We start from the raw sequence: 15,558 nt of genomic DNA on the forward strand, positions 1-15,558 counted from the left end.
GGCCCCGGCCACCTTCCGACCGGTGGTGGCCGGGGCCCCGCCGTGTGATCTGCCCGTCTTCAGCCCTTCCGCAGGCCCAGCACCTCGACCGCGGCGAAGGTCTCCTGCGGGGAGCGCTCGGCGAAGTACGGGGTCAGCAGCCCGTCCAGCTCCCCGACGGTGAACAGCTCCGCTGCGGTCTCGAAGGTGACCGCCACCCGTGGCCGTTCCAGCAGCGCCACCATGCCGCCGTGCACCACCAGCACCTGCCCGGTGATCCGGGCCGCCGCGGGCGAGGCCAGATATCCCACCAGGGGTGAGACATGTTCCGGCGCCAGCGGGTCGGGCCCCCGGTCCGGCACCTCGAAGCCCGCGAAGACGTCCTCGGTCATCCGGGTGCGGGCACGCGGGCAGATGGCGTTCGCGGTGACCCCGTACTTCGCCAGTGCGGCCGCCGTCGAGGTGGTCAGTCCGACGATCCCGCCCTTGGCGGCCGCGTAGTTGGGCTGGCCGGGCGAGCCCGCCAGGAACGCCTCGGACGAGGTGTTGACGATCCGCCCGTAGACGGCGCCGCCCGCCGCCTTGGCCGCGGCGCGCCAGTGCGCGGCAGCGAAGTGGGTGGTGTTGAAGTGGCCCTTGAGGTGGACGCGGACCACCGCGTCCCACTCCTCCTCGCTCATCGAGAAGACCATCCGGTCGCGCAGGATCCCGGCGTTGTTGACCAGGATGTCCAGCGAACCGAAGGTGTCCACGGCCAGCCGGACCAGCTCGCGGGCCTGTGCGAAATCGGCCACGTCTCCGTGGTGGGCGACCGCTTCGCCGCCGGCGGCCCGGATCTCTGCGGCGACCGCCTCTGCGGGCGGCTGCGGTTCGGCGGACGGCCGCGGCGCCGCGCCACCCTCCGACGCCGGCTCCGCCGCCTCGGGCGAGGGCGCCGAACCGGCGGCGGCAGCGAGGTCGTTGACGACGACCCGGGCCCCCAGCCGCCCCAGCTCCCGTGCCTCGGCACGCCCCAGCCCGCGCCCCGCGCCGGTGACGACGGCGGTCCTGCCCTGCAAACAGTCCTGCAAAGAGTCCTGCGCACTGCCCTGTACGGACATACGGTCCCCTCCCTGGCTCGGCTCGCGGTGGCGGAAGACCCTCGCACCCCCCTCCCCGGAGGCGGCCCCACCGGAAGGGCTTCCCCTCCGGTGGGGCCACTCCCCTAGAGCGAGATGCTGGTGCGGAGAGCCTCCCCGGTACGCATCTGGTCGATGGCCTCGTTGATCTCCTCCAACCGCACCCGGTGGGTGATCATCCCCTCCAGATCGATCCGCCCGGCCCGCCACAGCGCCACCGCGCGGTCGTAGGAGCGCAGCACGTCACCGCCGCCGTAGAGGGAGGGCAGGATGCGCTTCTCGTCGAAGAACAGCTCGAACATGCTGAACCGGAGCTCGTCGTCCGCGGCGCCCGCGCCCACCACGCACAGGGTGCCGCCGCGCCGGGTGGCGTCGTAGGCGGTGCGGGCCGTCGCCGACCTGCCCACGACCTCGAAGACGTGGTCGAACCCCTCGTCGCCGGTCACCCGGCGCTTGGCGTCGGCGAGCCCGTCGGGCGCGACCGCCTCCGTCGCGCCGAAGCGCAGCGCGGCCTCGCGGCGCCCGGCCACCGGGTCGACGGCGACGATCTGCGCGGCACCGCAGGCCCGCGCCCCCTGCAGGACGCTGATGCCGACCCCGCCGCAGCCGATGACGGCCACCGAGGAACCGGCCTCCACCCGTGCGGTGTTGAAGGCCGCGCCCAGCCCCGTGGTGACGCCGCAGCCGATCAGCGCGGCGATCTCGAACGGCACGTCGTCCGGGACGGGCACCGCGCAGGGCGCGTCGAGGACGACCTCCTCGGCGAAGGTGCCGGTACCGGCGAAGCCGAACACCTCCCCGCCTCCGGCCCCGGTGCGGCGGAAGTTGGGGGTGCCCGCGTTCATGAACCCGGCCAGGCACAGATGGCGCTGGCCGCGGCGGCAGGCGGGGCAGTCGCCGCAGGCGGGCAGCCAGCACACCACGACCCGGTCGCCCGGCGCGACCCGCGTCACACCCTCCCCCACCTCCAGCACTTCGCCCGCTCCCTCGTGTCCGGGCACGAACGGGGCGGGCTGCGGCAGCACCCCGCTCATCGCCGACAGGTCGGAGTGGCACAGCCCCGTCGCCCTGATCCGGACCCGCACCTTGCCGGGACCGAATCCGGCCGGTTCGACGTCGTCCAGCACGTCGAGCCTGTCCTGCCCGGTCTCGCCCAGTACTGCTGCGCGCATGTCGGCTCCCTCCGGAGGCGCTGATCGGGATGTGCGGGTCGGCTGCGGTCAGGTGTGGGTGAGCACGGCGTCGCCCAGCACGGGCGCGTCGTCCCGCTCGGCGGCGGTGGCCGTCAACTGGAGGCGCCCCTGCGTGAGGCGCCAGGCGCGGATCCGCAACGTCTCGCCGGGGAAGACGACCCCGGAGAACCGCACCCCGTACGAGGCCACCCGGGCCACGTCGCCGTCCAGCACCCCGTCCACGACGGCCTTGAGCGCCATCCCGTACGAGCACAGCCCGTGCAGGATGGGCCGGTCGAACCCGGCGAGCCGGGCGAACCCGGGGTCGGCGTGCAGCGGATTCCAGTCGCCGGAGAGGCGGTAGAGCAGCGCCTGGTCCTCGCGGACCGCGCGCTCGACGGTGACGTCGGGCTCCCGCTCCGGCACGTCCACACGGCCGGACGGCCCGCGCACGCCGCCGAAGCCGCCTTCGCCGCGCACGAAGATCTGGGCCTCGGTGGTCCACAGCGGCCCCTCCGCGTCGGCGACCTCCGTGACCAGTACCAGGACCGCGGCCTTGCCCTTGTCGTAGACGTCGGCCACCCGTGCGGTGGAGGTGGCCCGGCCGTCCACCGGGATCGGCCGGTGCAGGGCGACGGACTGCGTGCCGTGCAGCACTGCGGCCAGATCCACGTCGATACCGGGTGCCGAGAGCCCGCCGACCACCCCCATGCCCCCACCCGCGACGGTGGCGAACGACGGCAGGACGTGCAGCCCGCTCTCCAGCGTGTAGCGCAGTTCGGCCGGGTCGGTCGCGGGCGTGCCCGCGCCGAGACCGAGGTGGTAGAGCTGGATGTCCTTGTGCCCCCAGGCGATCTCGGTGCTGCGGGGCTCGGCCGCCAGGGCCTTGGCTACGTCGATGGGCATCGGACGCTGGGCTCCTTGCTTCTCGGGTTCCTCGGGTTCCTCGGGTTCCTCGGGGTTCTCCGGGACCTCCGGGGGCCCCGGAGTTCGGGGAGGTTCCTCGCGGGTACGGGCGTCGGTCACCCCGGTGGAGCGCACTCCGCACACAGGTGGAACACGTTCTAACCGATCGACCCCTGTATAACGCAGCCCCCGGAACAAGGGAAGAGTTGATGTCGCGTCAGGCAGCGGGACGCGGGCCGCGCCGGAATGCGACCGGACGGGAACCCCGGCGCGGCCGGAGGGGGCCGGGGCGGTCCGCAGGGCACCGGCGGGCGAGCGCGGCCGACGGCCGCCGCGCCCGTGCGTCGGCCGACGCGGGCTACGGCGCCTCGGCGGACGTCGGGTCGGCGGACGTCGGGTCGGCGGACGTCGGGTCGGCTGCCGGGGCGGCTGCCGGATCCGCCGCCGCGGGGTTCCGGTCGCGCACCGTGCGGGGCAGCGCGACGAGCATGAACAGCACGCACGCACCGAGCAGTACGGCGCCCGCCCGGAAAGCACTGCCGTATCCGGCGGCCAGCGACGCGGGGTCGTGCCGCCCGTCGGTGCGGGCCGCGGCGACGGTCGAGAGCACCGCCAGCCCGAGCGCGCCGCCCATCGTGCGGCCGGTGCCGAACAGTCCGGAGAGCAGGCCCGCTTCGCCGGGGTCGTCGGTCGCGGTGGCGATGGTCGCCAGGGGCGTGGCGGCCAGCCCGGCGCCGAGTGCCATCAGCACACCGGGCGCCAGGACCGTCGTGGCGTAGGCGCCGTCCGCGTCCATGGTGCTCTGCCACACGTAGCCCGCTCCCGCCATGGCGGCACCCGCGACGGCCAGCAGCCGGTCTCCCGTCCGCGCCATCAGGAACGGGGCGATCTTGGAGCCGAGGACGATCGTCATCGAGTGCGGGATCAGCGCCAGTCCCGCCTGCAACGGCGTGTAGTCCAGCACGTTCTGGGTGTAGAGGGAGAGGAAGTACCACATGGCGAACATGGCGAGGCCGTTGATGAAGATGGCGGCGTTCGCCGCGGACACGGCCCGGCTGCGGAACAGCCGCAGCGGCACCAGCGGTTCCGGGGAACGCGCCTCGACGGCGACGAACAGCGCGAGCAGCAGCAGTCCGCCGGCCAGCGGCCCCAGCGAGCCGGCCGCGGCCCAGCCCGCGCTGTCCGTGCGCACGATGCCGTAGGCCACCGCGCCCAGCCCCAGCGTCACCAGCAGCGCACCGGGCACGTCCAGCCGCCGCACCGAGTCCTCCCGGCTCTCGGTCAGCCACCAGGCAGCCGCCGCCAGTACCAGCACGCCGACCGGAACGTTGATCAGCAGTACCCAGCGCCAGGACAGCGCATCGGTGAGCACCCCGCCCACCAGGCCGCCTGCCGCGCCGCCGCCCGCGCCGACCGCCGACCAGGTGGCGACCGCCTTGGTGCGGGCCGGGCCCTCCGGTACGGACGTGGTCAGCAGCGTGAGGGTGGCGGGTGCCAGGATCGCGGCGCCCGTGCCCTGGATCCCGCGGGCCGCCAACAGGTGCCAGGGCTCCTGGGCCAGGCCGCCCGCCAGGCTCGCGGCGGTGAACAGCGCCAGCCCGGTGAGGAAGACCCGCTTGCGGCCGAAGAGGTCGGCGGCCCGGCCGCCGAGCAGCATCAGGCCGGAGAAGGTGAGGGTGTAGGCGTTGACCACCCACTGCAGCCCGGTCTCCGAGAGGGCGAGGGTGGCACGCATCGAGGGGAGGGCGACGTTGACGACGGAGACGTCGAGCACGACGAGGAACTGACCGGCGCAGGCGGCCAGTACGACCGCCCACAAGCGGGGCGCCTCGGCGGCTGCGGAGCCGGATATGGGGCGGGAGCTCGCGGGCTGTGCGGTCTGCGGCATGCGCGTAGTGTGACACCTGCCGCCGGGCCGCTCGCGTGCGTTTTCCGGGCAGTGCCGACTCCGGAAGCGGGGGCCGCCGCCCGGTCAGCGGCGCAGCAGCGTCACCACCGCGGCGCCGCCCAGTCCGATGTTGTGGGCCAGGCCCACGCGTGCGTCCGCGACCTGCCGCCCGCCCGCCTCGCCACGGAGCTGCCACACCAACTCGGCGCACTGGGCGATGCCGGTGGCCCCCAGCGGATGCCCCTTGGAGATGAGGCCGCCGGAGGGGTTCACCACCCACCGGCCCCCGTACGTGGTCGCGCCCGAGGCCGCCAGCTCGCCGGAGTCGCCCTCCGCGCACATGCCGAGCGCCTCGTAGGTGAGCAGTTCGTTGACCGAGAAGCAGTCGTGCAGTTCGACCACGTCCACGTCCTCGATGCCCAGTCCGCTCTCCCGGTACGCGCGGCCGGCCGCGGCCCGGGACAGCGGGCGGCCCACCACGTCGATGCAGGAGCCGGAGGCGAAGGTCTCCTCGGTGTCGGTGGCCAGCGCCTGTCCGGCGATCTCCACGGCCCGCCCCTGGAGTCCGTGGGCGCGGACGAAGCGTTCGGAGGCGACGAGCGCGGCCGCGGCGCCGTCGGAGGTCGGCGAGCACTGGAGCTTGGTCAGCGGGTCGTGGACCGTCCGGGAGCCGAGGACGTCCCGCAGCGTGTACACGTCCTGGAACTGGGCGCGAGGGTTGGCGGCCGAGTGCCGGTGGTTCTTCTCGCCCACGGCGGCCAACTGCTCGCGGGTGGTGCCGTACCGCTCCATGTGCTCACGGGCCGCGTTGCCGAAGAGCTGCGCGGTGGGCGGTGTCGCCGCGAAGCCGTGCCGCGCCGCCATGATGCCGTAGTGCCGGGCGACGGGCGATGCGGCGAAGTCCCCGCTGTCCGCTCCGGCGCCCAGCGCGCCCTTTGCCATCTTCTCGAAGCCGAGCGCCAGCACGCAGTCGTCGGCCCCGGAGGCGACGAACCTGCGGGCCATGGCGAGTGCGGTGGAGCCGGTGGCGCAGTTGTTGTTGACGTTGTAGACGGGTATGCCGGTGCGGCCGAGTTCGTAGACGGCGCGCTGCGCCGCCGTGGAGGACTGGTGGCAGTGGCCGACGGCGGCCTGCTCGACCAGGTCGTATCCGATCCCCGCGTCGGCAAGTGCGGCGCCGCCCGCCTCCTTCGCCATCTCCCAGTACTGCCAGGCGCGCGATCCGGGCTTCTCGAACTTCGTCGTCCCGACTCCGACGACGAATGCTGTGCCGGTCATCCGTACTCCTCCGTCTCGGGGCTGCTCCGTCCTGGGCTGCTCCGTCCTGGGTTGCTCCGTCCTGGGTTGCTCCGTCCTGGGGTGTTCCATTCCGGGGTGTTCCGTTCCGGGGTGCCGCGGCAGGTGGGGTTTCCGTGCGGGCGGATTCGCGGGGCGCGGGAGCGCGCCGGGCAGGGGTGCTGTCACGCCGGGGAGCCGGACCGGACCCGGGGGTGCACGGTAGAACACGTTCCATTCGGAAGGAAGGCGCAGGGAAGGTGCGGACGACGGCTCCCGCCGCGGCCCGGACGGGAGCCGGGCGGAAGCCGGGCGGAAGCCGGGCGGAAGCCGGGCGGAAGCCGGGCGGCTACTTCGGCTGCTCGGGTCCTGTCACCCGCACCGTGCCGCATCCGACGCGCTTCGCCTCGGCCGAGACGTAGTCGGGCAGCAGTGCGACCGTCGGGTCGTGCTCCCTGACGAGGGAATCCTCTCGCTGCACCAGGAAGGCCACCGGGCCGGTCTGACAGGTGGCGACATAGACGCTCATGTCGCCGAAGACGCTGCCGAACCCGTCGCCGTGGAACCGCGGGTTCCCGCTGTATCCCAGCGGAATGACGAACGACGCCAGGCGCGGGTCCTCGATCGTGGTGAGCCGGACCCCGTCCAGCTCGAAGTCCCGGCCGTACTCGCACGAGTGGGCGAGCCCCGAGACGTCGCCGGTGGTCCGCATCGCGCGCGCGTAGTCGTCCTTGCCCGTCAGCCAGGACGGCGCGCGGACACCCTTCAGCCCGCACAGCCGGTCCTTCGGGTACGCGCCGGGCTGCTGCCGATCCACGACCCGGGCCAGTTCGCCCGGTTCCGGATAGCGGCCCCGGCACTTCTTCTCGGCCAGCACGCCGTTGGCCAGCTCGACCACCGCGTCGGCCATCGCGGCCCGGTAGCGGCGCCGCTCGGCCGGATCGTCGTTGTCGGACGAGCCGAGGCGGCCCGAGGAGAGCGAGACGACGGTCGGCGGGTCGTCGCGCCGCCCGCCCACACAGGACTCGGGCAGCGCCAACCAGGCCCGCCCGGCCGAGACCATGCCGGGGAGGTCGCCGCCCAGCGGCACCATGACCGGGGAGAGGAACTGACGTGTCCACGCGCGGGCACCCCCGCCGTCGAACTGCGCGAGCTGCTGGACCCGGACCGATATCTCCCACTTGAGCTCGTCGTCTTTCCACCGCTGGAGCCGGCACTCGGTGCGGTAGGCAGCCGAACGGCCGGCGCTTCTGAGCGACAGTTCCCGGGTGCGGATCTCCCCCTCGGAGAACAGCCGGTCGACGGTGTCCCCCGAGAGCGAGCCCCAGCACCTGTCCCGGGAGGTGAACGGCAGCTCCCCGGCCTGCCAGGCCAGGCCCCCTGCGGCCAGCAGGGCGCCCACGACGGCACCGATCACGGCCGCGCCGGACCTCCCCCGCACCAGACGCCGCAGCCACCCCGACGGCCGCGGCGCGGGGCGCGGTTCCGCAGCCGCGGGGGACTCGGGGGCCGGCTCCGCGGCGGACCCGGGGGCCGCAGCCTCGGACTCCGCGGACGGAGCAGCGTCCGGTACGGAGTCCTGCCGCGGAGCGGGCCGCTCGGTGTCGGGGGCCGGCTGCGGACCGGACCGGGCGCCCTGCGCAGAGCCCTGCTTCTCCTCGGACATCTGGTCCTTCTCCCTGTGCTGTTCGCCGCTCATGACCCGGGTGCCACCGCGGGGCAGCCGAGGCGGTCGGCGACGGAGTTGGCGGCGGCCGCGAACACCCGGCGCGGATCGGGGTCGGCGTGCGCCGCCAGGAAGGCGTCCAACTGCAGGAAGAAGACGGTGGGCCGACCTGCGCAGGTGGCGGTCAGCAGCCCGTGCTCCTCGCCGACCTCGCCTGTGCCGCGCCACCCCTTGCCCGGGGACCCGCCGTCCGCCAGGCCGGTGAACAGGGCCGTGAGCCGGGGTCGGGAGACCGCCGCGAACAGCGCGGCCCGGACGGGGTTGCGCACGTCCGCGGTGTCGAGCACCGAACAGGTCTGCAGATCGTCGCGCACGGCACCGACACCGGAGTCGTAGTGGTCGTCCGCGTCCAGGGCGAACCGGAGGCCGGGAATCCGGCACAGCTCCCCGCCCTGCGCGGTGAGGCCGTCGTCGGCGTCGGCCCGGGCGAGCGGCGAGACGGCCTCGAACGGCTCCTCGGGAGCGCAGCCCGACGCGCGGGCCGCCGTACCGGCCAGCGACAGCAGCAGGTCGGCGACCTCCTCCTCGCTCCCCATGGACGCGGGCAGCGGAGAGGTCCGGACCCCTTCGACGGTCACCGCGGTGGGCAGCCCGTCCGCGCTGTCGCACCCCTCCGGGAGGACGAAGACGGCGCGCGTCCTGCCGACCAGGCCGGGCAGGCCGTCCGGCAGCGGTGCCGAGTCCGCGTCCAGGTAGGTCCGCAGCCAGTCGCGCCGCTCCTTCGAACCGCGCGGCACCGTCGCGACCTCGGCCTCGATGCGCTCGTCGTACTCGCTGCCGCTCTTGTCCCGGAGCGCTACCGAGCAGGTGGCGCGCCGCCCTTTCCGGGGCGGCGCCGACTGCTCGCCGCTGCGTTCCTCGTCCTCGGAGTCCGCCGAGTTCTCGTCCAGGACGCGGGGAACCCGGTCGCCCTCGCGCACCTCCCAGGCGCCCCAGCAGTAGCTCTGCCGGTCGAAGGGCCAGGTCCCGGTGGCCCAGGTGCCCAGACCCGCGCCCGCCAGTACGGCGATCCCGAGCAGGATGGCCAGGCTCCTGCGGCGACGCGCGGCGGACACCGCGGCGGATCCCGCGGGCATGTCGCTTCCTGTCACTCCACTCCCCCTGTGTGCCGGGACCGGCGCCGCCGCACTCCCGGATCGACAGTCCGTCGAGGCTACCTGTCGCCCGGAGGGGTGACGGCGGTAGGGCAGCATGGCAGCGAACGGGCGCACGCCGGGCGTGCGCCCCCGCCGCGCGCGAGCGCGCCGGCGGCACCGGACAAGAACAGACGACGGCGGACAACAGCAGAGGAACGCGTGATGAACCCTCAGGTACCCGAGGCCGGCACACTGGCCGCGTTCGAGGCGGCGAAGGGTTTCATGCCGCTGGACGAAGGGCTCGCGCTGTACGCGGCCGCCGCCGAGGCAGGCGCCCTCGGACTGCCGCTGCTGGAGGTCGGCACGTACTGCGGCCGCTCCACCCTGCTGCTGGCCGACGCCGCACGGCAGGCGGGCGTGACGGCGGTCACCGTCGATCACCACCGGGGCAGCGAGGAGCAGCAGCCGGGGTGGGAGTACCACGATCCGGAGGTCGTCGATCCGGTCGTCGGACGGATGGACACGCTGCCCGCCTTCCGCCGCACGCTGCACGCGGCAGGGCTGGAGGAGCACGTCGTCGCGCTGGTGGGCCGCTCGCCCCGGGCTGCCGCGCTGTGGGGCACGCCGCTCGGGCTCGTCTTCGTCGACGGCGGCCACACCGAGGAGCACGCCACCGCGGACTACGAGGGCTGGGCGCCGCATCTGGCGCCGGGCGGGCTGCTGGTCATCCACGACGTCTTCCCCGACCCGGCCGACGGCGGCCAGGCTCCGCACCACATCCACGAACGGGCCCTGGCCTCGGGCGACTACATCCCGGGGCCCGCGACCGGGTCGCTGCGCGTGCTGCGGCGGAGGTGAGGAGGCGGGAGGGGCCTCGGACCCCGCGGGAGGCAGGCTCTACCATCTACGCCTGTGTCGAATGGATGCGCTTCGTGAAGCGGCGGACAGCACGGCGGACGGCGGCCCTGCTGATCGCGGGGGCCGTGTGCGCGGGGGCGGCCGGATGCGGGCTGTCCGGCGGCCACGGCGGCAGCCCGGGCAGGAGCGGCAAGCCCTCCCGCTCCTCGTCGGCCGGGAAGACCGCCGGGAAGACGGCCGGGAAGGATTCCGGCAAGGAGACCGGCAGGAGCGGCAGCGAGCACGGCGGTGCGGACCGCCACGACAAGGGCGGCGGAGGGCATTCCGGATCGCACCCGCACGGCAAGGACCCGCTGCGCGGCAAGGTGATCGTCATCGACCCCGGCCACAACCCCCGCAATCGCGACCAGCCAGACAAGATTTCCCGGTCCGTCGACATCGGCACAGGAAAGAAGGAGTGCGACACCACGGGCACCGCGACCAATTCCGGTTACAGCGAGGCCGAGTTCACTCTCGCTCTCGCGCACCGCGTCCGCACAGAGCTGCGGAAACGGGGAGCGACCGTGAAGTTCACCCATGACGGCGAGGAGCCGTACGGCCCGTGCGTCGACGAACGCGCGAAAAAGGGGAACCGGGCGCACGCGGACGCCGCCGTTTCCCTCCATGCGGACGGCGCTCCCGGTGGCAGCCGCGGTTTCCATGTGATTCTTCCCGCATCCGTGCACCGGGGCGACGCCGACACCCGGGCCGTCGCGGGCCCCTCCCGGCGGCTGGGCACCGACCTGCGCGACGCTTTCCGCAAGGCCACCGGCACACGCCCCGCCAACTACCTCGGGAATGGCGAAGGTCTGGACACCCGGGACGATCTGGGCGGTCTCAACCTGAGCACCGTCCCCAAAGTCTTCCTCGAATGCGGCAACATGCGGGACGCGGCCGACGCGGCACTCCTCACCTCCCGGAAGTGGCGGGAAAAGGCAGCCCGGGGGGTCGCGGACGGAATCACCGCTTTCCTCACCTGAGGGGGTGGGGGAAACGGGGAATCGTGGAACCGACAGGCGAACCCCCGGGGTCTACCCGTAGTGTCGTCCGTACGATGGGGTGCTCACCCCCGGCAGACCTCAACCATGACAAGACCGACTAAGGACCCCACGTGAACATCCGCTCGCTCACCCGAGGCGACGGCGCGGTGATAGGAGCAGCGGTGCTGCTGTTCATCGCTTCGTTCCTCGACTACTTCTCCGCAGACTGCGATGGCTCGTCCTGCCCCGAGATGCCCAACGCCTGGGACACGGACATTCTCCAGCTCACTCTCCCGTCGATCTTCCTGGCGGGGCTCATCGGCACCGGTCTGCTGGTCGGTGGTCGTTTCCTGCCGGAGGGCCGCAAGTTCGGTGCGGTCTCGCTCCCGCAGGCGGGTGTGACGCTGCTGCTGGTCGCGCTGTGGTCCTCTGTCTGGAAGATGGCCGTCGCACCGGACCAGGCCGACATGGGGGCCGGCGCCATTCTGGCGCTGATCTCGCTGCTGATCGGCGCGGTGATCGCGATGATCACGCCGGTCGTCCCGGCCCTGGCGGCCCCGCTGGTGCCCGCGAACACCGGCGGCCCCGCGCCGTACGGCCAGCAGTACCCGCAGCAGGGCGGCGGCTACGGCTACCCGGGCGGCCAGCCGGGTCCCTACGGGCAGCAGCCCGGTCAGGGCCAGCCGCCCTACGGGCAGCAGCCGGGCCAGCCGCAGGGCGCCCAGCCGGGCCAGCCCGGCCAGCCGGGCCCCGGCCAGTCCCTCGGCGGCCAGCAGGGTGCCGCACCGGGCGCCCCGGACCCGAACTTCCAGCCGTTCTGGTTCGCCGTCCCGATGGCGCGCCCGCTCTTCCCGGAGGACGGTTCGCCGCAGCCGATCGCCGAACTGGCGCCGGGCACCTGGTACCTCGCGGTGGAGCAGCGCGGTCAGGCCCTGATCGCGCAGACGCAGGACGGCCGGCGCGGCGTCCTGCAGGACACCTCCAACATCCAGCGCGGCTGAGCCTCCCGCTCCGCACCGCCCCAGCGGCCCCCCGCCCTTCCGGGCGGGGGGCCGCTGCCGTACGCTGCCGGACCAGCGAACTGACTCGCTGTCAACTGCGCTCTTCGGAAGGGGAGATGGCGCACATGCGGCTCGGACTGGCGCTCGGCTACTGGGGGCGCGGCCCCGACCCCCGCGATCTCGAACTGGCCCGGCAGGCCGAGGATCTCGGCTACCACTCGGTGTGGACGGCCGAGTCCTGGGGATCGGACGCGTTCACCGCGCTCACCTGGATCGCCGCGCACACCTCCCGGATCCGGCTGGGCACCGCGGTCGCACAGATGGCCGCCCGCACCCCGACCGCCACCGCCATGCACGCGCTCACCCTCGACCACCTCTCCGGCGGCCGGATGCTGCTGGGGCTGGGGCTGTCGGGTCCGCAGGTGGTGGAGGGCTGGTACGGCCGCCCCTTCCCGGCCTCGCCGCTGACCCTGACCCGCGAGTACGTGGACGTCGTGCGGCAGGTGCTGCGCCGCGCGGCGCCCGTCCGACTGGAGGGCCGCTACCACACCCATCCGTACGCGGGCCCGGACGGCACCGGCATCGGAAAGCCGCTCAAACCGATCACGCACCCACTGCGACCGGACCTCCCGGTGCTGCTGGGCGCCGAGGGCCCCAAGAACGTGGCGCAGACCGCCCGGATCGCCGACGGCTGGCTTCCGCTGTACTGGTCGCCCACCCGGGCCGCCGCCTGGGACAGCGCGCTGGCAGAGGCACCGCCGGGGTTCCTGGTGGCGCCCATGGCGCAAGCGCGGATCTGCGACGACGTGGCGGAGGGGCTGCTGCCGGTGAAGGCGATGCTCGGCTTCTACGTCGGCGGCATGGGGCACGCCCGCCGCAACTTCCACGCCGATCTGATGGCGCGCATGGGCTACGGGGAGGCCGCGGAGCGCATCGGAGCCCTGTTCGCCGCCGGGCGCCGCGAGGAGGCGGTGCGGGCCGTGCCGGACGCCTTCGCGGACGAGATCTCCCTGGTCGGGCCGCGGGAGCGGGTGGCCGAGCGGCTGGAGCTGTGGCGCAGCGGTCCGGTGACCGACCTGCTGGTGACGGCGGCGGACCCGGTGACGCTGCGGGTGCTGGCCGAGTTGAACGGGTAGCGCCTCGAGTCGGGAAACCGACGTCCCGCGAGGTGGTCGAGGCTCTCGCCGGCGGTCGTCGCAAGCCCCCGCTCACGCAGTGGATTCCCGACCCGGGACACCAGGGCGGAATCCGGGGTGTGTCCCCGATGCCGTCGGGGCCGGATTCGGTTCATATTCGGGAGTACGACCGTAGTCCCTCCGAGTTCCCTCCGAAGGACCTCCTATGGCTCCGCCCACGCCCGGCAGTTCTCGACGCCACGTCCTCGCTTCGCTCGCCGCACTCGGCGTACTGGCTCCCGCCGGTCCGGCCGGCGCCGCCCCCCTGCCCACCGGCGCCGGGCGCCGCGGGCCACAGGTGGTGCACGCGGAGGACGTAGGCGACCGCATCACCGACCTGACGCTCCGCTCCCCGGCCCTCGGCGGGAAGGGAGCCGTCCGGCTGCTCACCCCGAGGGGCTGGCGCCGGCGCCGCAACGGGGCACGCTGGCCCACGCTCTACCTGCTGCCCGGGGGTGACGGCGACCATCTGATGTGGACCCGCCATCACGGCATCCACCGGCTGGCCGACCTGCGGGACACCCTCGTCGTCATGCCCGACATGCCGCTGTACGGTTTCGCCACCGACTGGTGGAACCACGGCGCCGGCGGCCCGCCCCGGGTGGCCACCTACCACCTCGGCGAGGTCATGCCCCTGATGGAACGGCACTTCGGCGCCGGGCCACATCGCGCCGTGGCCGGAGAGTCGCAGGGAGGCTTCGGCGCCCTCTCCTACACCGCCCTCCGGCCGGGCCTGTTCCGCGCCGCAGCCGGCTACAGCGGCTACGTCCACCCGCTCCAGCACCCGCACACGGTCCGGGCCGGGATGACCTACCTCGGCCTCGACTGGCTCGCGCTGTGGGGCCACCCCGTACGGCAGCGCCGGATCTGGGAGGCACCCGACCCTGTCCGTCTCGCGCACCGGCTCCGCGGCGTCCCCGTCCATCTCTCCTGCGGAGACGGCCGGCTCGGTCCGCTCGACCCGCCGGGGACGGAGCCCGACGAGCACGTCCCCGGCCTGGAGGACCCCGAGAACCCGTTCCCGGAGGACGTGTACTCGCCGACCGAGGCGATCATGCGGGAGGAGAACGAGACGCTGGCTGCCCGACTCAGGACGGCGGGTGCCCGGCTGACCACCCGCTTCTACCCAGGTACGCACGACCCCGCCTACTGGTCGCGGGAGTTCCGGGCGTCTCTGCCGCTGCTCCTGGCCGCCCTGCACGGCTGACCGGCTCCCTCCCGCGCCCCGGGCGGGGGCCGGGATCGGCCAGGAGCGATCGCGCCGAGGGCCGGAAGGGAACAGCCGATGGCCGCCCGTGCGACCGAGGAGCCCCGTCCCGCTGGACCCGGAAGATCACCGTGCCGGGGGCGAGGCAGGGGGTGGTCACGACGCCGATGGTCATGCCGAGGGGCGCCACCCGAGAAGCCCTGCCAGTCCTCCGCCCGGATTCCGCGGCGCGCGGAGTGCTCCCACCCTCATACAGTGACCGAACGGTCGTCCACCGAGTAGGCTGCGGTTCCGGCACTTAGCGGCACTGACCGGCACTGACGCACCGGAACAGCACGGGGCGGCGCTGCGCCACACCGGCGCAGCGCGGACGGAGGGCGGAGGAGCGTGGCGGCGACACGGCTCGACGGACGCGTCGAACGCGGCAACCAGACCCGGCGACTGGTCCTGGACCGCGCCGCGCGGATCGCCTCCGTGGAGGGGCTGGAGGGGCTCTCGCTGGGGCGGCTCGCGAAGGAGCTGGAGCTGAGCAAGAGCGGGGTCTTCACCCTGTTCGGCTCCAAGGAGGAGCTCCAGCTCGCGACCGTGGAGGCCGCGCGCACCATCTTCACCGAGCACGTCGTGCGGCCCGCGCTGGAGGCACCCGCCGGGCTCGTCAGGATCGTCCGGCTGTGCGACCGCTGGCTCGCCTACTCCGAGGAGCGGGTGTTCCCCGGCGGCTGCTTCTTCTTCTCCGTCGCCGCCGAGTTCGACGCGCGCCGGGGCCGGGTCCACGACAGCATCGTGCAGGCCCGCACCGCCTGGTCCGCGTTCGTCACCCGCACCCTGGAAGAGGCCCTGGACAGCGGAGAGCTGGCCGAGGACACGGACATTCCGCAGCTCGCCTTCGAGGTCATGGCACTACTGGAGGCCGCCAACGCCGACTCGCTCCTGCTCGACGAGGAGCAGCCCGCCGGAGTCGGCCCCTACCGCCGGGCGCGCCGGGCCATCCTCGGCCGGCTCGCCGGTGCCGCGGCGGACCCCTCGGCGCTGCCGGCCGCGGCCGACTGAGAAACCGCGACGGCCGAACGGCGGCGGACAGCCGCAGGACGGCGCACGGCCGGAATCCCCGGCGACCGGGTGGACCGGAACGGCTGCCGGGGGCGTACCCGCCGGGCC

At 73.9% G+C, this 15,558-nt stretch carries 13 protein-coding genes; 6 read left to right on the forward strand and 7 right to left on the reverse strand.

From position 1 onward, the window contains the following. Positions 1-59: 59 nt before the first annotated feature. The 7 genes from BMX65_RS03130 to BMX65_RS03160 all read right to left on the reverse strand — a co-directional run bounded on the left by BMX65_RS03130 (position 60) and on the right by BMX65_RS03160 (position 9,140). Positions 60-1,079 (reverse strand): 3-oxoacyl-ACP reductase, encoded by a 1,020-nt coding sequence (locus tag BMX65_RS03130; RefSeq protein WP_074998512.1) that lies wholly within the window; start codon positions 1,077-1,079, stop codon positions 60-62. Positions 1,080-1,183: 104 nt separating this feature from the next. Next, complete coding sequence (locus BMX65_RS03135; RefSeq protein WP_074998513.1) at positions 1,184-2,269, reverse strand: Zn-dependent alcohol dehydrogenase; 1,086 nt, start codon at positions 2,267-2,269, stop codon at positions 1,184-1,186. A 48-nt stretch (positions 2,270-2,317) separates the two neighbouring features. After that, on the reverse strand, positions 2,318-3,175 hold the full coding sequence (locus BMX65_RS03140) for a MaoC/PaaZ C-terminal domain-containing protein (RefSeq protein WP_074998791.1): 858 nt from the start codon (positions 3,173-3,175) through the stop codon (positions 2,318-2,320). Positions 3,176-3,533: 358 nt separating this feature from the next. Continuing rightward, a complete protein-coding gene (locus tag BMX65_RS03145) occupies positions 3,534-5,063 on the reverse strand; it encodes an MFS transporter (RefSeq protein ID WP_074998514.1) in 1,530 nt (509 codons plus the stop codon). An 84-nt stretch (positions 5,064-5,147) separates the two neighbouring features. Beyond that, positions 5,148-6,341, reverse strand: coding sequence for a thiolase C-terminal domain-containing protein (locus tag BMX65_RS03150; protein ID WP_074998515.1), 1,194 nt, complete (start codon positions 6,339-6,341; stop codon positions 5,148-5,150). 346 nt (positions 6,342-6,687) lie between these two features. Further along, positions 6,688-8,037 (reverse strand): hypothetical protein, encoded by a 1,350-nt coding sequence (locus BMX65_RS03155; RefSeq protein ID WP_079171661.1) that lies wholly within the window; start codon positions 8,035-8,037, stop codon positions 6,688-6,690. Beyond that, positions 8,034-9,140 (reverse strand): hypothetical protein, encoded by a 1,107-nt coding sequence (locus BMX65_RS03160; RefSeq protein ID WP_074998516.1) that lies wholly within the window; start codon positions 9,138-9,140, stop codon positions 8,034-8,036. The genes BMX65_RS03155 and BMX65_RS03160 overlap by 4 nt, the downstream gene beginning before the upstream one ends. 222 nt (positions 9,141-9,362) lie before the next feature. Here BMX65_RS03160 and BMX65_RS03165 point away from each other — a divergent pair, with 222 nt between their 5' ends. The 6 genes from BMX65_RS03165 to BMX65_RS03190 all read left to right on the forward strand — a co-directional run bounded on the left by BMX65_RS03165 (position 9,363) and on the right by BMX65_RS03190 (position 15,450). After that, positions 9,363-9,998: a class I SAM-dependent methyltransferase gene (locus BMX65_RS03165; RefSeq protein WP_074998517.1), complete on the forward strand. Its 636-nt coding sequence runs from the start codon at positions 9,363-9,365 to the stop codon at positions 9,996-9,998. Between the two features lie 65 nt (positions 9,999-10,063). Beyond that, positions 10,064-11,017 carry an N-acetylmuramoyl-L-alanine amidase gene (locus tag BMX65_RS03170; protein WP_074998518.1) on the forward strand — a complete coding sequence of 318 codons (954 nt, stop codon included), beginning with the start codon at positions 10,064-10,066 and terminating at the stop codon, positions 11,015-11,017. Between the two features lie 131 nt (positions 11,018-11,148). Next, entirely contained in the window at positions 11,149-12,018 is an 870-nt protein-coding gene (locus tag BMX65_RS03175; RefSeq protein WP_074998519.1) for a DUF5336 domain-containing protein, read from the forward strand. 125 nt (positions 12,019-12,143) lie between these two features. Beyond that, complete coding sequence (locus tag BMX65_RS03180) at positions 12,144-13,154, forward strand: LLM class F420-dependent oxidoreductase (RefSeq protein ID WP_074998792.1); 1,011 nt, start codon at positions 12,144-12,146, stop codon at positions 13,152-13,154. Between the two features lie 205 nt (positions 13,155-13,359). Then, positions 13,360-14,400, forward strand: coding sequence for an alpha/beta hydrolase (locus tag BMX65_RS03185; RefSeq protein WP_074998520.1), 1,041 nt, complete (start codon positions 13,360-13,362; stop codon positions 14,398-14,400). A gap of 387 nt (positions 14,401-14,787) precedes the next feature. Next, entirely contained in the window at positions 14,788-15,450 is a 663-nt protein-coding gene (locus BMX65_RS03190; RefSeq protein ID WP_074998521.1) for a TetR/AcrR family transcriptional regulator, read from the forward strand. The last annotated feature ends 108 nt before the right edge of the window (positions 15,451-15,558 follow it).

This window comes from Streptomyces qinglanensis (assembly GCF_900111245.1).
In the GTDB taxonomy this organism is placed as follows: Bacteria; Actinomycetota; Actinomycetes; order Streptomycetales; family Streptomycetaceae; genus Streptomyces; species Streptomyces qinglanensis.